Source organism: Gardnerella sp. c10Ua_244 (assembly GCF_055818055.1).
The window spans coordinates 295,607-319,768 of record NZ_JARFVS010000002.1; the positions used below are offsets into that span (position 1 = coordinate 295,607).

Annotated in this window: 22 protein-coding genes and 3 tRNA genes; 6 read left to right on the top strand and 19 right to left on the bottom strand. The window is 41.9% G+C overall.

Annotation, left to right across the window (positions count from 1 at the left end; genetic code table 11):
• From P0108_RS04495 to P0108_RS04505, 3 genes are all read left to right on the top strand, one after another.
• Window positions 1-693 (top strand): DUF6273 domain-containing protein, encoded by a 693-nt coding sequence (locus tag P0108_RS04495; RefSeq protein ID WP_473730800.1) that lies wholly within the window; start codon window positions 1-3, stop codon window positions 691-693.
• Between the two features lie 445 nt (window positions 694-1,138).
• Window positions 1,139-2,134 (top strand): GH25 family lysozyme, encoded by a 996-nt coding sequence (locus P0108_RS04500; protein WP_473730801.1) that lies wholly within the window; start codon window positions 1,139-1,141, stop codon window positions 2,132-2,134.
• Between the two features lie 19 nt (window positions 2,135-2,153).
• A complete protein-coding gene (locus P0108_RS04505) occupies window positions 2,154-2,630 on the top strand; it encodes a phage holin family protein (RefSeq protein ID WP_119522535.1) in 477 nt (158 codons plus the stop codon).
• Window positions 2,631-2,888: 258 nt separating this feature from the next.
• Here P0108_RS04505 and P0108_RS04510 read toward each other — a convergent pair.
• The 3 genes from P0108_RS04510 to P0108_RS04520 all read right to left on the bottom strand — a co-directional run bounded on the left by P0108_RS04510 (window position 2,889) and on the right by P0108_RS04520 (window position 5,393).
• Window positions 2,889-2,961: transfer RNA gene (locus P0108_RS04510), tRNA-Ala, on the bottom strand.
• Between the two features lie 166 nt (window positions 2,962-3,127).
• Window positions 3,128-4,195 carry an ATPase gene (locus P0108_RS04515; protein ID WP_410311104.1) on the bottom strand — a complete coding sequence of 356 codons (1,068 nt, stop codon included), beginning with the start codon at window positions 4,193-4,195 and terminating at the stop codon, window positions 3,128-3,130.
• Between the two features lie 190 nt (window positions 4,196-4,385).
• On the bottom strand, window positions 4,386-5,393 hold the full coding sequence (locus P0108_RS04520) for a DMT family transporter (RefSeq protein ID WP_473730802.1): 1,008 nt from the start codon (window positions 5,391-5,393) through the stop codon (window positions 4,386-4,388).
• Between the two features lie 344 nt (window positions 5,394-5,737).
• Between P0108_RS04520 and P0108_RS04525 the strand changes: the two genes are divergently transcribed.
• Entirely contained in the window at window positions 5,738-6,142 is a 405-nt protein-coding gene (locus P0108_RS04525) for a pyridoxamine 5'-phosphate oxidase family protein (RefSeq protein ID WP_064622004.1), read from the top strand.
• 315 nt (window positions 6,143-6,457) lie between these two features.
• On the opposite strand, the gene P0108_RS04530 is transcribed toward P0108_RS04525, so the two are convergent.
• The 10 genes from P0108_RS04530 to P0108_RS04575 all read right to left on the bottom strand — a co-directional run bounded on the left by P0108_RS04530 (window position 6,458) and on the right by P0108_RS04575 (window position 14,417).
• Window positions 6,458-6,907, bottom strand: a complete 450-nt coding sequence (locus tag P0108_RS04530; RefSeq protein WP_004108296.1) for a DUF3021 family protein — start codon at window positions 6,905-6,907, stop codon at window positions 6,458-6,460.
• Window positions 6,908-6,996: 89 nt separating this feature from the next.
• Window positions 6,997-7,506, bottom strand: a complete 510-nt coding sequence (locus P0108_RS04535; RefSeq protein ID WP_004108298.1) for a LytTR family DNA-binding domain-containing protein — start codon at window positions 7,504-7,506, stop codon at window positions 6,997-6,999.
• A gap of 149 nt (window positions 7,507-7,655) precedes the next feature.
• Complete coding sequence (locus P0108_RS04540) at window positions 7,656-8,474, bottom strand: histidine phosphatase family protein (RefSeq protein WP_416090854.1); 819 nt, start codon at window positions 8,472-8,474, stop codon at window positions 7,656-7,658.
• Window positions 8,475-8,498: 24 nt separating this feature from the next.
• A complete protein-coding gene (gene rsfS, locus P0108_RS04545; RefSeq protein ID WP_416090853.1) occupies window positions 8,499-8,939 on the bottom strand; it encodes a ribosome silencing factor in 441 nt (146 codons plus the stop codon).
• A gap of 36 nt (window positions 8,940-8,975) precedes the next feature.
• Window positions 8,976-10,385, bottom strand: a complete 1,410-nt coding sequence (gene glmU / locus P0108_RS04550; RefSeq protein WP_102703176.1) for a bifunctional UDP-N-acetylglucosamine diphosphorylase/glucosamine-1-phosphate N-acetyltransferase GlmU — start codon at window positions 10,383-10,385, stop codon at window positions 8,976-8,978.
• A gap of 114 nt (window positions 10,386-10,499) precedes the next feature.
• A tRNA-Gln gene (locus P0108_RS04555) sits at window positions 10,500-10,570 on the bottom strand.
• Window positions 10,571-10,661: 91 nt separating this feature from the next.
• Window positions 10,662-11,684 carry a ribose-phosphate diphosphokinase gene (locus tag P0108_RS04560; RefSeq protein ID WP_473730844.1) on the bottom strand — a complete coding sequence of 341 codons (1,023 nt, stop codon included), beginning with the start codon at window positions 11,682-11,684 and terminating at the stop codon, window positions 10,662-10,664.
• A gap of 96 nt (window positions 11,685-11,780) precedes the next feature.
• Complete coding sequence (gene nadD, locus P0108_RS04565; RefSeq protein WP_416090851.1) at window positions 11,781-12,593, bottom strand: nicotinate-nucleotide adenylyltransferase; 813 nt, start codon at window positions 12,591-12,593, stop codon at window positions 11,781-11,783.
• Entirely contained in the window at window positions 12,583-13,101 is a 519-nt protein-coding gene (locus tag P0108_RS04570; protein WP_112928724.1) for a phosphoribosylglycinamide synthetase, read from the bottom strand. The genes nadD and P0108_RS04570 overlap by 11 nt, the downstream gene beginning before the upstream one ends.
• Window positions 13,102-13,139: 38 nt before the next feature.
• Window positions 13,140-14,417: a glutamate-5-semialdehyde dehydrogenase gene (locus tag P0108_RS04575; RefSeq protein WP_410311102.1), complete on the bottom strand. Its 1,278-nt coding sequence runs from the start codon at window positions 14,415-14,417 to the stop codon at window positions 13,140-13,142.
• 200 nt (window positions 14,418-14,617) lie between these two features.
• On the opposite strand from P0108_RS04575, the gene thrC reads away from it, so the two are divergent.
• Window positions 14,618-16,144 (top strand): threonine synthase, encoded by a 1,527-nt coding sequence (gene thrC, locus P0108_RS04580; RefSeq protein ID WP_119504472.1) that lies wholly within the window; start codon window positions 14,618-14,620, stop codon window positions 16,142-16,144.
• A 59-nt stretch (window positions 16,145-16,203) separates the two neighbouring features.
• Here thrC and P0108_RS04585 read toward each other — a convergent pair whose 3' ends face one another.
• From P0108_RS04585 to P0108_RS04610, 6 genes are all read right to left on the bottom strand, one after another.
• A complete protein-coding gene (locus P0108_RS04585) occupies window positions 16,204-16,872 on the bottom strand; it encodes a regulatory protein RecX (RefSeq protein ID WP_119504473.1) in 669 nt (222 codons plus the stop codon).
• 31 nt (window positions 16,873-16,903) lie between these two features.
• Window positions 16,904-18,043, bottom strand: coding sequence for a recombinase RecA (gene recA / locus P0108_RS04590; protein WP_064621600.1), 1,140 nt, complete (start codon window positions 18,041-18,043; stop codon window positions 16,904-16,906).
• A gap of 205 nt (window positions 18,044-18,248) precedes the next feature.
• Window positions 18,249-18,938 (bottom strand): CinA family protein, encoded by a 690-nt coding sequence (locus tag P0108_RS04595; RefSeq protein ID WP_410311101.1) that lies wholly within the window; start codon window positions 18,936-18,938, stop codon window positions 18,249-18,251.
• Between the two features lie 111 nt (window positions 18,939-19,049).
• On the bottom strand, window positions 19,050-19,730 hold the full coding sequence (gene pgsA, locus P0108_RS04600) for a CDP-diacylglycerol--glycerol-3-phosphate 3-phosphatidyltransferase (protein ID WP_004108344.1): 681 nt from the start codon (window positions 19,728-19,730) through the stop codon (window positions 19,050-19,052).
• An 81-nt stretch (window positions 19,731-19,811) separates the two neighbouring features.
• Window positions 19,812-22,514, bottom strand: coding sequence for an FtsK/SpoIIIE family DNA translocase (locus P0108_RS04605; RefSeq protein ID WP_410311100.1), 2,703 nt, complete (start codon window positions 22,512-22,514; stop codon window positions 19,812-19,814).
• A gap of 147 nt (window positions 22,515-22,661) precedes the next feature.
• Window positions 22,662-22,737, bottom strand: a tRNA-His gene (locus P0108_RS04610).
• 140 nt (window positions 22,738-22,877) lie between these two features.
• Between P0108_RS04610 and purT the strand changes: the two genes are divergently transcribed.
• Window positions 22,878-24,161 carry a formate-dependent phosphoribosylglycinamide formyltransferase gene (gene purT, locus P0108_RS04615; protein WP_119504475.1) on the top strand — a complete coding sequence of 428 codons (1,284 nt, stop codon included), beginning with the start codon at window positions 22,878-22,880 and terminating at the stop codon, window positions 24,159-24,161.
• Window position 24,162 lies beyond the last annotated feature (1 nt).

Sequence of the window (24,162 nt, forward strand, 5' to 3'; positions counted from 1 at the left end):
ATGACTGTTTTTCAAATGCCGTTTTATTCTGCGTATGAGAATAAGCGCATCACACCGGATTTTGAACCAATCCCCGGGTGGAAGCCGTTCGCAAACTATGGTTCAAGCCCGGCGCAGATTATTGCTCAGTGTGTGCGTAATAAGGATTTTAGTGTTCTACACGCTGGTGATTACTTTGATGAGACTGTGAATGGTACGACTTACCGTTGGACTATTGCAGAATTTAACCACTACGGGCGCGGTGAAGCGTTGCTCGTGCCGGACAAGCTGATGCCAGACAATATGAAGTTCTCAGACGTAGATAATCTTTATATTGACTCTACATTGGATTGGAAGCTTAAAGATTTTTATCATGCGATGCCTGATTCTTTGAAGCCTTACGTGCTTAAAATGAGATTGCCATGCACGAACGTTAATGGCAAAGTAGACTACTTTGATGAGCATGTTTTCCCACCGTCTGAGATTGAAGCGTTCGGCACAGCGAAGTATTCTAATGAGTCCCCTAGAACTTACACGCAGTGGGCTTGCTTCACTGATAATCGCAGTCGCATACGCTCAAACCGATGGTATTGGTTGCGAAGCACGCACGCCAATAGTTATATCGCGATTCCGGCTGTCAACACTGATGGTTCATACGCGCCCGCTAGAATCAGCGCAGCAGGTGGCGCACTCCCGTGCTTCTGCATCGGGTAGCCGTAGGCTATGCGCATCTTTAATTCTAGGGGTCGCCTTCGTGCGACTCCGAAGCATGAACGCATATTATAAGCAGCTCAAAACAAAAAATGAGACACTTTAGGACAAACTGGACAAAAACTGGACAAAAAAGGCACTAATTTCAGAAAGTTCAGTAAAAGTACAGTAAGAGTCCAGTAAGGGCAAAACTCGGAAAGTATGATACTTTCCATCCGAAACCATCCGAATCCGTCCGAAGAATCCGGTTTTATCCGAAACCACTCGACTATAATACGCACGATTAACTCACGATTAATCGAAGTAGAAACCGCGGAAAATCAACGTTCAGTAAAATTTTTCGCACGATTAACTCACGATTAGATTTTCGAACATGTTCGAAAATTCCGAACAACTCAATTTTTAAGCCACGCAAACAGCGTGGCTTTTTTAGTAACAGGAGGGAAATATGGCATTAAACGGCATTGACATATCAAGCTGGCAAGCAGGAATAAACATTCCTCGAGTACCGGCTGATTTTGTCATAGTAAAAGCCACGGAAGGATCGTGGTATACGAGTCCGTGTTTTCGCGCTCAAGCCGACGCAACACTCAACAGCGGCAAGCTACTAGGCATCTACCATTACATTAGTGGCGGTAACGCTCAGTCTGAGATGCAATACTTTGTGAACGCGGTAAAACCTTACATTGGGCGCGCAATACTCGCACTCGATTTTGAAAGCGGCAACAACAAAGCCTATGACAATACAGCATACTTGCAACAGTGCGCGCAAACAGTCTATAACCTTACTGGCGTGCGTCCTCTTCTTTACGGCAGTCAACGCGACTACAACAGGTTAGCTCGAGTAAGCAAAGCAACAAACTGCGGACTGTGGATAGCACAATACGCTAACTCCGCTCACACAGGATATCAGAGCGAGCCTTGGAACGAAGGATCTTATAGTTGTGCAATACGCCAATATTCTAGTGCTGGAGCGTTGCCAAACTACGGCGGCAACCTTGACCTTAACAAGTTCTACGGTGACCGCACGGCGTGGAATAAATACGCTCAATCAGACCATGCAACTCCTCCACCGGCACCGAAACCAGCACCAAAACCGGACGTGTCACCGATAGAGCACGACGGGGACATTAGCAGCTTTACTATGCACATTCCATGGGGTACGAACCAAGACCAGCGCATGGGGATCACACGATGCGGCAACGTTGTCACAGTGAATGGGTGCGGTTGCGTGGTTTGCGGCGGCGGCTCATGGATACACGCGAGAGAGCAAGTCCCTGAAGGTTTCCGACCAGTTTCTTTGGCAACAATCCGCTTATCCGGCAATGGCACAGGAAGCATCATGGTAAAGCCAGACGGAAGCATCTGCTGGGATGGCGACGGTAAAAACTGTTTCACGCACATCAACGCGACGTGGATAACCAAAGACAACCAGCCAAAATAACAAATAGGAGAAGAAAAGAATGAATGACGTTGAAATATTTTTCCTCGAGCTCGCAGGCGCAGTAGTGTTGCTCGATTTTATCAGCGGATTTGCAAAAGCAGTCTATACTCACAGCGTGGCTAGTAGCAAAATGCGCGACGGATTGTTCCATAAGTTCGCGTACGTGCTAGTTATTGCCGTTTGCATCCTGTTTGACTATGCACAAGCTAAAGTTGACCTCGGTACGCACGTTCCACTTGTGCTGATCGCATGTGCGTATATCGTCATTACAGACACTGTTAGTTTCTTCGAGAATGTTACAGCGTTCAACGTGCAGATTGCGAACATGCGAGTCGTAAAAGTTATCTTATCTGTTCTTGATTGTGTAAAAACTTATGTTGATGGGCAGGCAGACAATGCTATCAACAATGGGAAGCATGCAGCCGCAACCGAAACTGACACCGAGTTGGACGGGCGCGGCAAAGAGATGAACGACACGCCTACTGAAAATAAATAGCGTGCAGTATACTCAAAGTATTCTCTAATTGAGAATACAAGTTGAAAATTAGCAATTACCCCTCGCTTCATGCGGGGGGTAATTTTTTATACTTTTAAAGAATGGTATAATAGTAGTAAGCGTGTTGAAGCTCATTGCTGAGTGGTTTAACTCGCGCTAATTGCCTATAACTATGGTGATTTGGTGTGTCGTTTGGTGTGTCGTCACTGTAAGACACACGCTGAAAACGTTGGAATAAAGCCATTCTTAACAATATTGTGGAGCTAGGGGGATTCGAACCCCCGACCCCCTCCATGCCATGGAGATGCGCTACCAGCTGCGCCATAGCCCCGTTTTTACTTATGCCGTTCAAACGAACCTTTGATAGGTTACAACAAATAGCCGTTCTATCCAAATGCGGCGTGTCGAATTCAACTTACAAATTCTAAAAATCCTGCGAATTCTACTAACAATTTAGTTGCCAATTCGGCAAACCAATTCAAGAACCAATTCGAAAATTAGTTACCATTGGCACTTCCAGATTGATCACCATTACCAGGAGAAGTTACATTGTTTGAAGAACCAGTAGATCCCGAAGATCCAGCACCTGCATCAGAACTATCAGCACCCGATCCACTATTCCCACTAGCAGCATCACCTGAATTCGTTCCTGAATCATTGTTAGTGTCACTACCTAAATCATTATCGGAATGACCACCTGTCGAACTATCTGCATTTTCATTGCCATGCTCATCATTTTCATCTTCATTACCATCTTTACTATCAGAATCATCATGAGACTTCTTATGGTCTTGATTAGTATTCGTATTAAGACGTTGCTTAGGTTGTGGCTGATTTTGCTGCTGCTCATGACTAATTTCTTCATGCTTATCAATATTGTCTGTGCCTTTTCCTTGTGTAAACAAAAGAACAGCACCTGCAGTAACAATAACAGCTATAAGAGCACTTATAACAGCAACAACAATTGTTGTACGATGATCGTTTCTATTTTGGTAAGATCCAGAAGAGTAACCGTAGTTTTCACTAACAACCTTAGATAACGGCACCGGCTCTGGAATTGTGCCTTCCGACAGTTCCATGTCTTCTTCATGCTGTTCACGTAATTTCGACAATTCCAAAATACGCGTATTTTCTAATTCTGGATTACGGACTTGCGAACTAACAGTGCGTCCAAATCTTGCATCTTGAACAGCCATATTTTTGTCATCTGAAGGATCAGTATTACATTGCAACGAATTTGATGAATATTGCATATGAATATCATCTCCAATTCTTTTAGAATCAACATTCTCTAAACCATTTGAACGCACGCTAGAATCTGACACATTACTAAAATTAGACTGTTCTGTAGAAGTATTCGGATTTACTTCCGAAAGTTTACGCGATGAAGCGTGAATAACATTCTGATACAACTGCGATGCTACTGCTGAGACAATAGAACCAATAGCTACGCCAATAACTGAACCAGCAATACCAATTTTCGAAGCAAGTAAAAACGAAGTCACTGCAGCGAGCGATCCAGCTAATACTTGCGTAAACGATATGCCTTTGAAGAAATTCTTCACTTATGCACCTTAACTATTTATGCGAATATAATGCCAAAATGCATGGCAAATATGCAAATTCCACTACCAACATCATTACAACAATGATGGTATCACTCTACGCAAAAATTGCACAGTATTGCCAGAGCATTCTTACAACAAAATCACAAGTCTTATATACATAAAACTTATCTACACAAAACTGAAATGCCTAAGACTTAGCAACCTCAAAATCTCTATCTTTATAAGAAAGCTCACAATTCGCTTTTTTACCACAATAATGCTCACCTAAGCTTGCAGTAATAATTGCAGCAAATATTAAAGCAAATCCCACAAAAGCCATGTTAGAAACATGCTCATGAAAAAGAACAGTAGAGAATAAAAGCGTGAACAAACTTTCAGTGCACATAATCACAGAAGCGTTTGCAGTAGAAAGATTCACCAAACTATAGTTTTGCATAATTTGTGCAACTACTGTTACTACTACTGTAAGGTAGAACATATTAGCAAAAATAGAGAAATGATCAGCAGCGTTAAAGTTTGGCAAAGGCTCACAAATAAGCGCACCAGCTACAAAAAGTACGCCTGAAACAACAAATTGCCCAAAAGTTAACGTAACTGGATTATATTTACGAGAATAATACGCAAGGAACGTAAGATTAAAAGCAAAAACTGCAGCACATAATAGAGTAAGAAAATCTCCATAAGACAATGTGAGCACAAGCATTCCAGGTTTTAATGCCACAAAACCTACTCCAGCAACGCACATAACTGCAGCTACTAATCCTAAAAGAGTTGGCTTTTTCTTGACGATTAACCAAGCAGAAAATGGCGTAATTACGCAATATGCTGCTGTCAAAAACGCGCTACGACCTGGATCAATTGAACGTAACCCTTCAGTTTGCAAAATTAAAGTAGCATAATACGTAATTCCAGTTAGTAAAGAAGGAACAATAAGCTTTTTTGTAAAAGTTTTACGAAGCGTACCGAAAAAAATAACAGCCATAATCATGCAAGCGCCAACCATACGAACACCCATAAGCCATTGCACAGGAAACACTTCAAGAGCATATTTTGAAGAAACATAGCTGCCACCCCAAATAGCAGCACAAATCAACAACATAATCTGAGCAGTATGAACACTTTTGCCTTGAGGCATGCCCGATTTATCCGAAAGCGGTTCAGCTATAGATTTAGCTGTTTCATATTTCACCTTCATAATGTTCCCCTTCAACTATAAAAGTTGATTCTTTAAAATTTTTCTTTTATAAAGCGTTTTAGCTTATAAAATAGACAGAATAGCCATAAAATCGTGAAAAGTACAACTTTCTGGCGTTCCTTCGTAAAATTTCCGATATACGCTTCAGAAAACAGTGGCAATCAAGTATTTTGCTGTATAAATTTCGCCCACGAAACTATTAAAGAATTGGGTGATTTATATCACAACTTACAATTTTTTTACGCTACACGCTCGTATACACTTTTAAATCAGCGTAATGTAGCAATGTAGGCTTATAAATTGCGTACGAAGAAAGTGCGCAATCTTGTTAGGAAAGGAATATTATGGCAACTCTTAGCGCAGATATGAAAGAATTTATTGCGAATAATTTGGCTTGGATTACAACAGTGAGCAAAGATGGCGAGCTTGATTTGGGACCAAAAATGTCTATGTTCGTACTCGACGACAACCATCTTGCCTACCACGAGCGCACTGCAGGTCAGCATTATAAGAACTTGCAAGACGGCAGCCAGCTGGTTGTAGCAGTTGCTAATTTGGCAGAAAAGAAGGGCTATCGCTTCCGCGGAACCGTTACCCTTCACACTGATGACGCGATTTACGAAGAGCAAGTGCGTATGGCTGAAGAAAAAGGTACGAAGAAGCCGGCTGCAGTTCCAGTTATGGAAATCACTGAGATTCAGGACTTGACTTCTGGAGCTACTGCCGGCAAAACTATTGCAAAAGATTAGTGCGTAGTTATTCAGTCGTGTGGATATTAGTGTGGTAGAGATTTGAGATTTTTCGCACTGAACGAAGGACGCTCGCTCGGTTAACGCGCTCGCTACGAAACTCGCGTTGGAAGTCCACTGGACTTCCAACTTTAGCGAGTTTCCGCTCCGACCTGCTTTCGCGCGCTACGCTCTGAGCGCGAAAGCAGGTCGTCGCGCAAAACGCCGAATTAGTACGTCTATAGTAGGCGTCATACAATATCGAGTGGCGTTCGTCCTCAACGGCGAAGATGAACACCACTCAATTCTTTACTTGATTATTTAGTTGTAACTATTTTACTTGCTTTCTTTACGCAATGCTTGCAGTCTAGTGTTCATTTCTTCCGCTTTCTTCTTCTCGAAGTAATAAATTATTGCAGCAATCGCAATCGGGAAAATAACAGTGAACGCAATCCATCCGCAAATCACAGCTGGCTCATCTTTGAACGAAATCCATCCAACAATCACCGATACAATAAATTGAATAGCAATTGGTGGTACTAGTGCAAAAACGAACTTTGCAAGATTTGACATACGCTCATTCGACCAAAAAATAGCGAATACTCCATAGCTTATGCCTATAACAAACGTTGCTACAGCATAAGATGCAATTCTGTTTCCAACCGCAGTATTTGCTAACAAGCTCGACACAAAACTGATTGCAGTAAAAATAGTGCACCCTATGCCAATGCCATTAACAATGTTTTTTACCATTGTTTTACCAAAAGTTGTAACTTGCTTTTCCATAATAATCGTTTCCTTTTTAAGTATTAAAATCTTGTATTAAAAATTAGTATTAAAAATTTTGATAGTTTTATATTCGACTACGCTTAAAACTACATTCCCAAGCGCTTTTTGAACCCAGCTAAGCAGCGGCGACTAATCCACTCAACGCTTCCGTCGTCCATTTTTACGCTCATACTTCCGCCGAATCCTGGATCGACTCGAACAATGCGATTCAAGTTCACGATTGCGGATTTAGATATGCGCACAAACGACGCGAATTGCGGATTGTCGAAATCCATTAGGCGCTTGTAAGAAACGCACTCACCTTTATCACTGTGAATGATTACGCGCGAATTTTCAACGCAAATCATAATCACATCCGGCTCGTGCATAACAATAATCGAATCGTTAATATAACCGTATATGAATGGATTATTATTGCTTAATTTATCTGAAGTATTAATTTCAGTATTATTTTCAGCACTTCTTACATTTGCATCATTTGAGTCAATGCTTTGTAACTGAGCGATAATGCGCTTAAGCTCATCGTCAATATTGTGAATTGACAACTGAACTGACTGCTCTTCCTCAGGCGGAACAATAGCAATAGTTACTTTCATCAAGCCTCCTTTCCGTGCACTACTGTTAGCGTTTGTTAGCTTTTTGTTTTGTAATTTTGACTATACGGCACTGTAAATAGTCTGTCTTTACAAAATCGCTAAACGGTAGCTTTCGGTAATTAAGCGGTAAAAAGGAGATATTACGCAGATTAAGCCGCTCCCCAAATGCGAATAAGACGCTGGCTTGTAGGGTCAGCTGCAGGACCTTGATCATAAGCATCTAAACGCCAATGAATCGAACCATCCGCGTTAAGACTTGGAATTAAGCGCGCCCAGCGACCATTTCCCATGCCGCCAATCGTCTTGTAAGAAGGATCTACTTTATCTAATCCAAGCAGCTTATGAACAGTTTGCGAAAGGCAAGAGCCATGCGAAAACACTAGCAAATCGCGGTCTGCGCCAGTTTTGCGAGTCCAATCTTCTACTGCAGTAGCAGCGCGCTCTCCTACTTCCTGCTTAGGTTCAGCACCATGACGAAGCTCTCCGCCTTTACCTTCAACCCAAGCTTTGAAATCTTCCGGCCACTGCTCGCTAATCTGCTGACGATTCAAACCTTCCCACTCGCCAAAGAAACGCTCGCGCACACCATTTTCAACATGCACATGAAGCCCAATCTTATCTGCAAAAGCATGAGCAGTCTGTTGAGCACGAATAAGTGGAGAAACAATCGCCACAAAACTCGCGTCTGCTTCTTCCGGCGTAATGCGCACGTGTTCAGCGCTGTTCGGGTCCTTTGGATCTTCTAAATCAGAAGCACCAAAAAGCACGCGCAAAGCTTTTCCAGAGCGAGTCACCTGATCCATTCCAGACTCATCCAAAGCAATATCAATCATGCCTTGCAAACGGAACTGTGCATTATACGGAGTTTGACCGTGGCGAATAAGCATAACAGAACGAGCAATTCCTTCATGCGCACTATTAATGGAATTATTTACGTTACTCGCAACATTTTCTACGAAATCAACCATGGTTTGTACCGTACTTTCTCCTTATTATTCAGTTTTGCTAGAATCTTCAGTTTCGATAGCATCTCCAGTTTCGATAGCATCTCCAGTTTCGCTAGCATGCTCTGGCAGTTGCAAATCGATTGCTGGGCAATCATTCCACAGGCGTTCCAAGCGGTAAAATGCTCGTGCTTCCTCATGCATTACATGAACCACAAAATCGCCAAAATCAAGCAAAATCCACTGTGCTAATTCCAAGCCTTCACGAGATAAAGCCTTGCGCTTGTTGTCTTTCAAGTACAAGTCTTTTTCGATTTCTTCTGCAACAGCCAATACTTGACGCTCGTTTGAAGCAGAAACAACTAACATAGCATCCGTAATACCAAGCAAATCGCTTACATCAAAAGCCTGCTCGTTCGTTGCTTTCAAACGGTCTGCAGCAGCGGCAGCAATACGAATTGCACTAATTGAGCTTTCTAAAGCTGTCATAACGTTACTACTCCTTAATTCTCCAACAAACGCTTTTTAGCGTTCCCAAGCTGGCTTCCAATTTTCGACTACATGCTGAGTATTTTCAGAGTACACCATAGAATCAGCCGGAACATCGTGACGTACCACCGATCCAGCGCCGGTAGTAACATCATCTCCCACAGTAACCGGTGCTACAAACAGGTTTCCTGCACCAACGTGAGCACCAGAACCAATCGTAGTATGATTCTTATGCACTCCGTCATAATTTGCAGTAATCGTACCGCCGCCAATATTCGTATGCTCACCCAAATCAGCATCGCCAATATAGCTTAAATGAGGTACTTTAGTGCCATTTCCAATATGAGCTTTCTTCATTTCTACGAAAGCTCCTGCCTTACTTTCCTCACCAAGTACGTTTCCTGCACGCAAATACGTCCAAGGACCAATGTTTGCAGCTCTACAAATATGCGATTCCTGTACGCGCGAACGTTCAACCACAGCATCCTCATCAATTTGCGCATCAATAAGAGTCGTGTAAGGGCCAACTACAGCACCACTTGCAACCGTAGTACGACCTTGAAGGAAGCATCCAGGAAGCACAGTAACATCTTGTGCGAGCGTAACACTATCTTCAATCCAAGTAGTATCAGGGTCGAGAATAGTTACACCTTCAAGCATCCATTTTTCGCACACACGCTTATTATGTGCTTTTGCGAGTGCAGCTAATTGCACACGATTATTTACGCCTTCTACAGTAAGCGGATCTGGAGCAGACATTGCGCCAACATGACCAAACTTTCGAGCATGTTCCAAAGCATCAGTCAAATAGAACTCACCTTGAGCATTTTGAGAGTTAAGATCTGCAATTGCGTCACATAATACAGTCGCATCGAATACATATACAGAAGTGTTCACTTCATGAATAGCAAGCTCTCCAGCATTTGCATCTTTATGCTCAACAATACGCAAAACGTCACCGTTTGCTTCGCGCACAATACGACCGTATCCAGTTGCATCGTCTAATACTGCTGTAAGAACTGTTGCCACATTGTTATTATTATTGTGAAAATCAACTAAAGACTGCAAAGTTTGCGTATCAAGTAGCGGCATATCGCTTGCGGCAATCAGCACAGCTCCTTTTAATGCTTCACCGGTTTCGTTTTTAGCAATTTCGTTAAGATCTTTAATAGCGCATTGCACTGCTCTGCCGGTTCCAGGAGTTTCGTCCTGATTTACAATATGCACATTTTCGTTATAGCTAATAGCAGCAGCAGCTACGCGTTCAGCCTGAGCATGCACAACTACAGCTAGTTTTTTAGGATTTACGCCATTCATGGCATCCATAACACGATTGAGAAATGTTTTACCAGCAAATGGATGTAGTACTTTTGGAGTTTCTGAACGCATACGCGTCCCATCGCCTGCTGCCAAAATTATTGCCGCAGTTACATCATGCTTTTCCACGCATACGCTCCTTATACTATTTCAATAAATTTCGCTGTATGTAATTCTATTACTTATTAGCAGCGTTCAAAACAAAAAACGCCACCCGATTTAACGAGTAGCGCTTCAAGTAAGCTCCCTCACCTGGATTCGAACCAAGACAAAGGGTTCCAAAGACCCGTGTGCTGCCATTACACCATGAGGGAACGGCGGAAAAACCGCCAAGTCACTATTATGCCATAATATCGAAAAACGTCAAATTGGCGTGCCGAAAAGCAAACCGTACGAAATCAATACTTAAGCAAATAAGAATCCTTGTCCGTGATGCTCAGGATAAGTGTCGAAAAGCTTAGCAACCGAACCATCCTCAAACACTGCTTTAATAGCGCTTGCAAGAAGCGGAGCAATTGAAAGAACAGTCAAACCATCCCAACGCTTCTCTTCTGGAATTGGCACAGTATCAGTCAAAACAACTTCCCTAGCACCACAAGACTTCAAACGCTCGACTGCGGGACCAGAAAGCACGCCGTGAGTTGCAACAACTGTAACAGACTTAGCTCCAGCTTCCTTCAACACATTGCAAGCTCCTGCAATAGTTCCTGCAGTATCAATCAAGTCGTCAACCATAACGCAATCGTGTCCAGCAACGTCACCAACGACGCGATTTGCAACCGTCTTATTAGGGCAAGTGATATCGCGAGTTTTGTGCACAAAAGCCAAAGGACCGCCGCCTAAGCGTTGAGCCCACTGTTCTGCTACGCGAATACGACCAGCATCAGGAGACACGACAGTCACATTAGCAAGATCATCGCGGAAACGATCACGTACGTAATCAACCAAAACTGGCATAGCAATCAAGTGATCGACAGGACCGTCGAAGAATCCTTGAGACTGAGCTGCATGCAAATCGACGCTCATAATGCGATCAGCACCAGCAGTCTTTAGCAAATCAAACATCAAGCGGCAAGAAATAGGTTCGCGACCGCGATGCTTTTTATCTTGTCGAGAATAACCAAGCAACGGGCATACTGCAGTAATTGAACGAGCAGAAGCCCTCTTCAAAGCGTCAATCATAATTAACTGTTCCATAATGGACTTGTTAACAGGATCACTGTGGCTTTGAAGCACGAATACATCTGTACCACGCACAGATTGCGTATAGCGAACATACATTTCACCATTAGCAAAATCGTATGCCGTAGTTTCAAGTACATCAATTCCAAGCTGATCAGCTACATCACGAGCAAGCTTCGGATGTGCGCGACCGGTAACGAGAACAAGGTTTTTATCTGGCTTTCCTTCAAGGACGATGCTCACCATATCTCCAAACATTAGTTCGCTTTAATTCGCGAAATGAACATAATCAATACTAACTTTTTGCACAGACGATAAACGACAAGCCTACAAAATCAATAATTACGCACGATATAAACCATGCTTAACTATGTATTGAACTACTCCATCTGGAACTAAATACCACACCGGCTCACCATGCTCAGCTCGACGACGAACATCAGTAGAAGAAATAGACAATGCTGGAATCTCTAAAATATCAACCGGCAAATGCGTAGAATCACAATGAACCATATCGTCACAATTCGCTGCAATACCAGTATCATTCGTATGCATTTGGCGAGGCATTAACGGAGAATTAGAATCTGCTAACTTTTCTGGCCTCGAATAGCCAGGACGAGTAACAGCCACGAATCGAGCCAAATTCCACATTTCGCGCGCATTTTTCCATTGCATTATTTCAGCAATAGCGTCAGCTCCAGTAATAAAGAAAAGTTCCGCATCAGGATGTTGAGCACGTATATCTCGCAAAGTATCGATAGTATAAGTAACTCCAGGGCGATCAATATCAACCCTAGAAACAGTGAACTTTGGATTTGATGCTGTTGCAATAACAGTCATTAAATAACGATCTTCTGCATTCGTAACTTTTTTATCAAGCTTAAAAACAGGCCTACCGGTAGGAACGAAAATAACTTCGTCAAGATCATAAACCCAAGCAACTTCCGAAGCCGCAACCAAGTGACCATTGTGTATTGGATCGAATGTGCCGCCCATAATTCCAATGCGTTGACGTTCATGCACATTGCCACGAGCAGAAGTACGTTTATGAACTGAATTCACAACCGCAGGAGGAGCCGCTTCTTTACCAGTAAACGCGCCATGAAATAGGTCAGACATGCGACGTTCTGCATCTTCGTGAATTTCAGGACTCATTCGCTTCAGATTCCTTGTCTTCCACTTGAGTTTCATTCACTAATCCAGATGCAACATTTGCGCTATCCGGATTAATGTTGCCCATTTCTTCATCCCACTCATCTTTTACGACACGCTGGATTTCGGCAAAAGTTGGAAGAGGGAAATCTGGTTGATATGCACCACGAATTTTCGCTACAGATTCCGAAATTTTAGCAAGCATGGATGTCATGCCATCAATATCATGATCACGTTCTAATTCGCTAAACTTAATAATATTCTTTTCCATATTGCGAACATTTTTAAGAACATTATTAAACGAAGTTTCATCAGGAATAGTCACATCATTCGAATCAGAATCTGGCCAGCCCATCAACACTGCGTCAGCATACTCAAGCGATGAACGTTGCGATGCAGAAGCAATACCATCTTCAATTTGCACCAAAAAAACATATCGCACAATGGACAAACGTTCAGCAGCAATATCAAGCGCCTCAGCTGTACTTAAATTCACGTCATTATTAGGCATACTCTTACCTTACCGCCACGTAACTATTAAAACCAGTACTACTCGCGTATCTGCCCATCTCCGTAGCCGATCCATTTGGTTGTTGTCATTTCAAGCAAACCCATAGGGCCTCTCGCATGCAATTTTTGCGTAGAAATACCAAGTTCTGCGCCGAAACCAAATTCGCCGCCATCTGTAAAGCGCGTTGAAGCATTTACCATAACTACAGCGGAATCAACACTTGCAATAAAACTTTGAATAGTTGAGTAATCTTCAGCAATAATGGTTTCAGTATGGCCAGTAGAATATTTCGCAATATGAGAAGCTGCATCAGTATAATCATCTACAACTTTCACACCCATATTCAGCGACAAATATTCTCGCTTCCAATCTTCCTCAGTGGCACGCTCAAGCTGCAATCTTTGAATATTAGCGGATTGCAAAATATCGTAAGATTTATCGTCTGCATGTAAAATTACATTATGCTCAGCTAAAGCAGCAGCGATTTTTGGCAAAAATTCTTGCGCAACAGCTTTATGCACTAATAATTTTTCAGCAGCGTTGCACACGCCTACTCGTTGCGTTTTTGCATTAATAATAATTGGTATAGCTTTTTTAATATCAGCGCTTTTATCTACATAAATATGTACGTTTCCAGCTCCAGTCTCAATAACAGGAACCGTAGATTCTTGAACAACTGCTGCAATAAGATTTGCGCTACCTCTAGGCACAAGCACATCAATATGACCGTGAGCATGCATCATTGACGTAGCTCCGTCTCTTCCTAAATCATCAACAGATTGAATCAAATCAGCACTAAAGTTAGAATTTTTAAGAACCGATTGTATAATTTCAATACTCGCCTGATTCGTATGGAGAGCCGCGCTTCCGCCTCGCAAAATCGCAGCATTTCCAGATTTAATACACAAAGCAGCTACGTCAATAGTTACGTTTGGACGAGCTTCGTAAATCATTCCCATAACGCCCATTGGAACTCGAATTTGCGAAAGTTTAATTCCATTAGGAAGAGTGTATCCGCGAACTACTTGACCTACAGGATCCTGCAATTGCGCAATTTTTCGCACGCTTTTTGCAGAAGCTTGGATTCGCTCTTCATTAAATTTAAGCCGATCGAGCTTTCCAGCATCCATTCCCTTAGCTTCAGCTTCTTTAAGATCTTTTTTGTTAGCCTCAGCAATATTTGAAGCTGCAAACTCTAAAGCATCTGCCATTTTTTCGAGAAGCGCATTTTTTGCGCGAGTATCTGCATGAGCAAAATTACGCCACGCTTTGCGCGCACAATCAGCACGAGCATCCACTAAATCATCAACAGACAACGTTCCCCCCTATAAATTATTTGCCTAATCGCCAATTAATTAATAGTAAAACAAAAGCATTTATATATATGAGATTAGCACACGCCCATTCGCCCAGCGCTTCAGGTACCATAATTTGATATAAGTTGTGTAAATAATTTACATAAATAATCTACGTAAGTAAAAAATATTCTCTATAAACAGACGGTTACGGAGTTATTATGGCATCAGATACAACTATTTTCCATAGCACTCGTTCGCTTAAGCCAACATGCACATCAAAAGAGGCAATACGTAAAGGAATTGCTGAAGATGGCGGATTATTTGTAGCTGATAGCCTTGGTAGCGAGCGTTACGATATTTCTAAATTGCAAGGCAAATCGTATCAAGAAATTGCGCAGGATATTTTGCAACTGTTACTGCCAGATTATACTTCAGAAGAGCTTTCTTCTTGCATTAAACTGGCATACGGCAATCAATGGGCTAATAACGCTATTACTCCACTCCAGCAGCTTGGAAACACTCGCGATTTTGTGATGGAACTTTTCCATGGTCCTACATGCGCGTTTAAAGACGTTGCTTTGCAAATGTTGCCACAATTAATGTCTCGCACTAAAACTCAACACGAAAACGAATCTGATATTGAAAAAAGCGTTATGATTCTAACTGCAACTTCTGGAGATACAGGTAAAGCTGCTTTGGCTGGTTTTGCTGATGTTCCAGGCACTTCTATGGTTACTTTTTATCCAGAAGGAAAAGTTAGCCGCGTTCAAGAATTGCAAATGACTACGCAGGTGGGCGAAAATGTGAAAGTTTGCGCAGTTCGAGGCAATTTTGACGATGCTCAAACTGGCGTAAAACAGATTTTCACCAATAGTGAGCTTAATAAAAATATTGAAGAATCTGCGAATACTGAATTGTCTTCTGCTAATTCAATAAATGTTGGACGACTCGTGCCGCAAGTCGTGTACTATTTTGCGGCTTATAAGCAACTTGTTGAGCGTAAAGCAATAGCTCTTGGAGACGAAGTTGAGTTTTGCGTACCAACCGGCAATTTTGGCGATATTCTTGCTGGATATTACGCAAAAATGCTTGGTCTTCCTGTAAAACATCTTATTGTTGCAAGCAATAGCAATAATGTTTTGTTTGATTTTTTGGTAAGCGGCACTTATAACCGTCAGCGCTCATTCCATCACACTGTTGCGCCTTCTATGGATATTTTGGTTTCTTCTAATTTGGAACGAATGCTTTATTACATGTGCGATAAAGACACGCGTTTAATACAAATGCTTATGAACGATTTACAGCAGTGGGGCGCTTTTGAGATTCCAGAAAATGTGCTTGCAAAGATTCGCTCACTGTTTGGCTGCGGTTGGGCAAATGAAGATCAAATTCGCGAAGCTATTTATGACTGCTGGAACAAGTACAAGTATGTAATCGATCCACATACTGCTTGCGGATTCTTCGTTATGCAAAATATTCCACACGATGAAAACCTGCCGAGAGTATTGCTAAGCACTGCAAGCCCATACAAATTCCCTCGCGTTGTTGCTGAAGCTTTGAACATTGAGCATGTGCAAGATATGGATGATTTCAAATGCATGGATGCGCTTAGTGAAATCACAGGAACTAAAGCTCCAAGCATGCTTAGGAATCTTGAGCATAAATCTCCACGCTTTAATGATGTTATTAATGTTGAAGATATGCCTGAGTATGTTTTAGCTCAAGCGCATAATTTTGCAAAGTAATCATAAAGTTTTAAGTAAAAGAGACTGGTTTACTTGTATAAGCCAGCCTCTTTTACTATTCACTCGTTATTATTTTCAAATAAGGCTGCATACACTTCATTAATAACGTTTAAATCATGACCTTTCCTTGCAGCTGCTGCGAAAAATCTTCGTCTTCGAACTAAAGGCTCAAGATTTCTCGTGCGTGAAGCCGTTTTGCGACCGAGTTCCCACGCTGCTTCAGTGAATACTCCAGAGTTTTGAGCAGAAGCTACGTTTTGTGAAATAGCAGCAGGATCAACATTTTTACGCTGCAATTCCATTCGAGTAGCTCTAGCACCAAGAAGCCTCACTGCGCAAGAGTGAATCACCATTTGAGCGTATTGATTGTCATCAAGAAGATGCAATTCAAGCAAACGATGAATAACCGCGTCAACAGCAACTTCCGTGTAGCCTTTTTCTTTAAGCCTTTTGCGCATGTTCATCACAGAGCGAGGAGCATAATCTAAAAGCCTTAAAGCAGCTTCCCTGCAATCATCTTCACTACTATTGCAAAGTTCGTCGCTTAAATCACTTACTTTAGCGTTTTTTACATACGGCATGTTTTTTGTATTATTTTTTGCGCTTAAAAGTACTGACTTATGCGATATTTTTTTGCGAGTATGTGTCACTACACTATTACTTTCGTCATTTTCTTCAGCACGCTCTACTGGATGATCGCGAAGAAAACTCTCTACACTAATAGGCATATTGCATTCGCTTTACACTGTAATCTTATTATTACTTTGATTCGGATGACTTTTGTGCAGAATTTTTAGCTACAGAATCATCATCGAATTGATCTAGTTCAGAATCTTCAGCGAATTGATCTTCAGGATGCATTAAACCTAACGAAGCTTTGACTTTTTCGCTAATTTCTTCAGTAATAGCTGGATTATCTTTCAAGAATTTACGGACGTTTTCACGACCTTGTCCAAGCTGCTCACCTTCATAAGTAAACCAAGAACCAGATTTCTTAATAACTTCAGCTTGCAGTCCCATATCGATAACAGAACCTTCAGTCGAGATGCCTTCTCCGTAAAGAACATCAAACTCAGCAGTTTTGAAAGGCGGAGCCATTTTATTCTTGACAATCTTAACTTTAGTTCGGTTACCAACAGCTTCTTCGCCCTCTTTAATAGTAGAAACTCTGCGAATATCCATGCGCACAGACGCATAGAACTTCAAAGCTTTACCACCAGTGGTAGTTTCAGGGTTACCAAAGAATACGCCAATTTTTTCACGAAGCTGATTAATAAAAATAGCAGTAGTGCCAGCTTGTGAAAGAGCACCAGTCATCTTACGCAACGCCTGACTCATTAAGCGAGCTTGTAAGCCCACATGACTATCTCCCATATCGCCATCGATTTCAGCTTTAGGAACTAATGCCGCTACAGAATCAACAACAATAACATCTAACGCACCAGAACGAATAAGCATATCAGCAATTTCCAATGCCTGCTCACCATTATCTGGCTGAGAAACAATAAGAGCATCCGTGTCTACTCCAAGCTTTCGCGCATAGACAGGATCCAACGCATGCTCAGCATCAATAAATGCCGCTACCCCACCATTTTTTTGAGCATTTGCAACAATATGCAAAGCAAGAGTTGTTTTACCAGAAGACTCAGGACCGTAGACTTCAACTATTCGCCCTCTAGGAACACCGCCAATCCCCAAAGCAGTGTCCAACGCTAATGAACCAGTAGGAATAACTTCTACATCTTGCATAGGTCTATCACCTAAGCGCATTGCAGAACCTTTTCCATATTGTCGTTCAACATTGGCTAAAGCAGTTTCTAACGCTGCTTGGCGACGTGGATCTGTTTTATCCGCATCAATAAGGCGATTAATACTGCCTTTACTTTTTGTTTGCGCCATGTATGCTACTCCTTTCGCATGCCGTTATGTATCGAACGACCTTAGTTCCATACTAGATTCAAGTACAAGCATTTTTGTGCAATGTGGATAAAACATTTAATCCAAGCACTTAAACACTTAACTCAGCTTAAATCATCTCGACAAAGATAAGTATACTACATATGCGAACATTTGTTCGATAGCGCGTGTCTTGATTACACCCCAACTACTTACAATCTTCGACATAAGCAATCAAGTCATTAGCTATTCTCAACAACTGAAATACAGTAGATTCGCGAACTTCTTGACGACTGCCAGATAATCTCAATTCAAAAACAAAAGCAGCACTTGATGGCGCAATTTTAGTTACGCTTTGACTTTCAATTTGAGCAAAATCATAATCATAGACGTTACTCACACAGCCATTTTCAAGTTCTTTACGAGCTACATCTTTAACAGAATCCATAACATCACTAACTTGAGGCAAAAATATTCCAACATAAACTAAACCTGCTGGTTTACTACCATCAGGACCAGGACCTGCGACACCAGTTGTAGACAAGCCAATAATAGGAAAATTTGCACAACACTCACAATCTTCCTCATACATCCATCCACTGCCACGATATATTTGAGCAGCTCCAATCGCCATTTGAAAAGCAACATCCTGGTAAACCGCGCCTTCAGATTGTAAAAGATTAGAATTTACGCCAAGAATTTTGGATTTAGCATGAATATCATAAGTGACAGCAGATCCACAAAAAACTCGTGACGCACCAGGAACAGAAACAAAAGCATCAGCCAAAAGCCCACCAGTTAACGACTCTGCTGAAGCAATATGCATTCCTTTAATAAAACTTTTTTCCAATAGATCCGCAGCTAAAGAAACTGTATTAAAATCTGAAGAATTATTCATAATACGCTCGATATGATTGTAGCTTACGATTTTCCAAAACATAAACCCTTTAGGGATAATCTATGAAAAACCGTAAGCTACAAACAAGAAGTTTAACTCGTTATATTTTATTTACTTCACAGGAGACAAAGGCACTGCATTTTTTGCATCATCAACTTGAGATTCGCTATTTGAAGAACCCTCAAAGAAAGCACTATAGACATACAAAACTGCAGAATAGAAAGCAAAGCCCAAAGAAATACCAAGCAAGCCAAAAGCAACTGCATAGTAAGAAACCATCCAAGAAGGCAATGGATTAGCATGAAGAGTTGCAACAAGAGGTGCAATAATCATTGCAATACCAATCGACTGCGTAAGAGTCTTATATTTTCCTGCAGAGGATGCAGCAATTACCCTTCCACGAACATGAACAACATAAATTCGCACAAGAGTAATGGCAATTTCGCGAATCATGAACAAGATGGTTATCCACCAATAAATTTCGCCGAAAACAGAAGCAATAATAAGCGCAGCTAAAATAAGAATTTTATCCGCAATTGGATCAAGCAACTTACCTAATTCTGTAACCTTATGATATTTACGAGCCATCCACCCGTCAAGCTTATCCGTAGAAGCAGCTACAACAAACAGCACAAACGCAGCCCAACGCAACGAAACTGAATCAAAACCCCATATACCTGCTTTCAAATATAAAACAATAAAAACAAGCGAAAGCAAAATACGGATATAAGTCACAATATTCGGAGCATAATTCCAGCCAGCGAAAAATGATGACTTAGCTTTTTTCTTCATACACATAACCTTCATTCTACTGCAAAGTAAAAACTTCTAGCACATCACACAACTTGGTACTGCACATAACAATACAATATCTTATAACGAATCTGACTCACCACGAATAAAAGCCAAAACTTTTGGCAAATCTTCCGGCTGAACCAAAACTTCGCGAGCTTTAGAACCTTCAGAAGGTCCCACTACTCCTCGAGATTCAAGCAAATCCATCAATCGACCTGCCTTTGCAAAGCCAACGCGCAACTTGCGCTGAAGCATTGAAGTAGAGCCAAATTGCGAGCTAACAACAAGCTCAGCAGCCTGGAGCAACTCATCCATATCGTCGCCAATATCGCTAGTTTTAAGCTTGCTTTGAGCTTGAGCATCAGCTTTTTGAGCCATTTGCTCAATATCTTCACGATACTTTGGCTTGCGCTGCGTGTGAACATACTCAACAGCCTTACGGATTTCAGATTCACTCACCCACGAACCCTGCACACGTTGAGGTTTTGCAGCACCCATTGGAAGGAACAAAGCATCACCTTGACCAATCAAAGTCTCTGCGCCAACAGTATCAAGAATAACCCTTGAATCAGTAGCAGACGAAGTAGCAAAAGCCAAACGAGAAGGAATATTTGCTTTAATCAGGCCTGTTACAACATCAACAGACGGACGCTGAGTAGCGAGAACCAAATGCACACCTGCAGCTCGAGCAAGCTGAGTAATACGCTGAATAGAACTTTCCACATCGTTCTTAGCAACCATCATCAAATCAGCCATCTCATCTACAACCACAAGCAAATACGGGTATGGAGCAACTTTTCGCTCAGATCCAGCCGGTGCGTGAACCTTTCCTTCACGAACAGCCTTGTTAAAATCTTTAACATGACGGAAACCAAAGAATTGCAAGTCATCGTAGCGAGCATCCATCTCTTTAACAACCCACTCAAGAGCCTGCGCAGCCTTCTTAGGATCCGTAATAATCGGCGTGAGCAAATGCGGAATGCCAGCATAAGCAGAAAGCTCCACGCGCTTAGGATCGACCATAATCATGCGAACTTGCTCAGGAGTTGCCCTCATAATAATCGAAGTAAGCATTGAGTTAATAAAACTCGACTTACCAGAGCCGGTAGCACCAGCAACAAGCAAATGCGGCATTTTATCGAGAGCTGCCGTTACGAAATGACCTTCAACATCTTTTCCAACGCCTGTAAGCATAGGATTAGGGTCATTCATAGCTTTTTGCGAGCGCAGAACATCTCCCAAATGCACAATTTCGCGGTCGACGTTTGGAATTTCAATACCAATAGCAGACTTTCCTGGAATTGGCGACAAAATACGCACATCCGTGCTAGCTACAGCGTATGCAATATTTTTTTGCAAATTCGTAACTTTTTCAACTTTTACACCAGGACCAAGCTCAACCTCGTACTGCGTAACAGATGGTCCTCTAAGGAATCCAATAACGTGAGCGTCGACGTCAAATTGCTCAAAAGTAGAAGTTAGCGCACGAATAACGTTATCGTTTGCTTGAGTTCTCGCAACATGAGGCTTGCCATGAGCTAAAAGATTCAAATCAGGGAGCTTGTAAGGTTCAGAGGAAGAATCAAAAGAAGGCTCATTATTATTGCCAGCACCATTTTCACTGTCGGTAGCATTTTCATTATCTGAATCTTCCTGATCCCTGCGATATTGATCCATACGTTCAGCTGGAATACTTGACCATGGATCGCTTGCAGATAAAGAGGAATCACTCATAGGAGCTTTTGGCAATATTTCTTCAGGAACAGGCTTTGACGAAGATGAAACACTTCTAGGTGTAAGTTGACTCGAATTATTATCAGCATTTTCAAATTGGGAATTATTTGCAGCATTATTATCGGAAGAGCTGCTCACAGTTCTTGCTTTACGAGGTTCAACTCTTTCAAGATTATCTGCACTATTACCGTGAGAAGCAGCATGCGAAAATGCATCATCGCCAGCGTATTCGTCAAGCAATTCCCCATTATTATTACTGTTTTTACGCTTAAAGAATGATTTAAACAGTTTCAACACAGAAGACATTTGAGAAGATCTGCTATTATTTTTCGGCAATTCTTCATTGTGAGTTGGCACACCATCTGCAAATTCCAAAGAATTGGCTTTGCTGTCAGAATCATCTTCTGCGGAGTTTCCTAAATCTTCAGAAGACTTTTTATTATTATTATACTTAGCAAGAATAGCAGCCACGACTTGAGCTATATCAGTTACATGAAGGCGAGTAATCATTAATATCGAAAAAATAGCAGCCACTACAAAAATAATAATTGCAAAAATACGAGAAAGACCCCACGATAGCGGAGATCCGAGCACAAAACCTAATAACCCACCTGACTTCTGTACAGTGTCTAAATTAAACGCTTTCCCGCGAGGTGCAGAAGAAATATCAAGAATTGAGCAAACAGACAACAATAGAATAATAAATCCGCTAATAACACGAGGATTACCAGAGCCAGCTCCACTGTTACGCATCAACCTAAAAGCAACAACGCTTAACCACACAGGCAGAACAACGCTCATAATCCCAAGCAAACTAGAAGACACAAAATGGAGGCCTACTCCAATAAATCCACTAACTCTAAACCATTCTGATGCGCAGAACAAAATCGCAAGAACAAGCATAACGAAGCACAAACCATCCCTGCGATATGCCTCATCGTATTCTCCAACACCAAAAAACGAGCGCACTAACTTTCCTAAAGTTCTAGGCACAAACAGGAGAATTGTCTCCCACAATGGTTCACTAGGTGAAGCCTTACCAGCCATAAATACTCCTTCTGTGCATTACTTCATTGCGCACGCACAATTTAAGTCGGGAAACACCCTAACCATATCAGTTTACCCTATGTACTGTTCGGCTTGAAGGGTTACAAAACTAACAAAAAACGGCTGGTCAATTACCAGCCGTTTAAGTGGGGTGGCTAACGCGGCTTGAACGCGCGACCTTCTGAACCACAATCAGATGCTCTACCGACTGAGCTATAGCCACCATGCGCGTGAAAACATACATAATCACACAACAAAGGGATACTATACACGATTTTCTAGATTTCCGCCAGAGCAACACACTTCGGCGCGTCGTAGTAACAACATCAATTATTCGACAATGGCAAATGCAACAATGGGTGTATGAGTTTTTCTGAGCAAAATCAGCGCATTTTTGGCGTAACTGAAAACAGTAACAACACAACCGCGCTTCTTCTTGGATCTGGCGAGCTTGGTAAGGAAATTGCGATTGAGCTTATGCGATTAGGCGTGCGAGTATGCGCTGCCGATAGCTACAAAAACGCTCCTGCAATGCAAATAGCTCACGAATACCACGTGCTAGATATGTCGAATCCGCAAGAATTGCAAGAACTTATTTCCAATGTGAATCCTGACATTATTATTCCAGAAGTTGAAGCTATTGCTACTGAAGTTTTGAAAGATGCTGCTAAAAAGAATATTCAAGTTGCTCCTAGCTCAGATATTGCCGCGATTGCAATGGATCGCGAGCGCTTGCGTAGAATTGCGCACGAAGATTTAGGACTGCCTACTACACCGTATTGTTTCGCTTCATCTTATGAAGAGTTAGAGGATGGAGCTAAAAAAGTTGGCTATCCTTGTGTAGTTAAGCCTGTTATGAGCTCTTCTGGTCACGGTCAATCAATAGTTCGTAGTTCTGAAAATTTGCTTGCAGCTTGGAATGAAGCTCAGCATGGCAGGCGTGCAGCAGCTGGGCATGAAAATGAGTGTTCACGCGTTATTGTTGAAGCTTTAGCTCCGCTTGATTATGAGCTTACAGTACTTACAATAAGCTCTTGCGCAGGAATTACTACTTGTGAGCCGATCGCTCAGTGTCAGCAAGACGGGGATTATAGAGAATCTTGGCAGCCTGCAAATATTCCTGAATCGATCCGCACTAATGCGAAAGATATTGCAAAGCGTGCTGTAGAAGGTTTGACTGATATTGCGCAAGAAGCTGGCGAAACAGGTTGGGGCGTTTATGGAGTCGAATTATTTGTGCTTACTGATGGCCCTTTGCTTTTTAATGAATTGTCACCTCGTCCACACGATACTGGCATGGTAACTATGATTTCACAGCACTACAGTGAATTCGCATTACACGCATTGGCTATTTTGGGAGTTCCAGTTACAGCTAGCTATACTGAGCTCTCTTTGAAAAATAATGAAGTTGCAGCAAGTCACGCCATTGTTATTAAAGCGGAAGAATCTGTTGGTTTTACGAATATTGCTCAAGCTTTGCAATCTGGCGAAAATTATCGATGCAACTTGCGTATTTTTGCTAAGCCTTCTGTGCATGGTCACAGACGCATGGCAGTTTCTTTAGCTACTGGATTAACGCAGGAAGAAGCTAGAGAAAATGCGACACGCATCGCTATGTCGCTAAAAACTACACAAACAAATGCTTAGA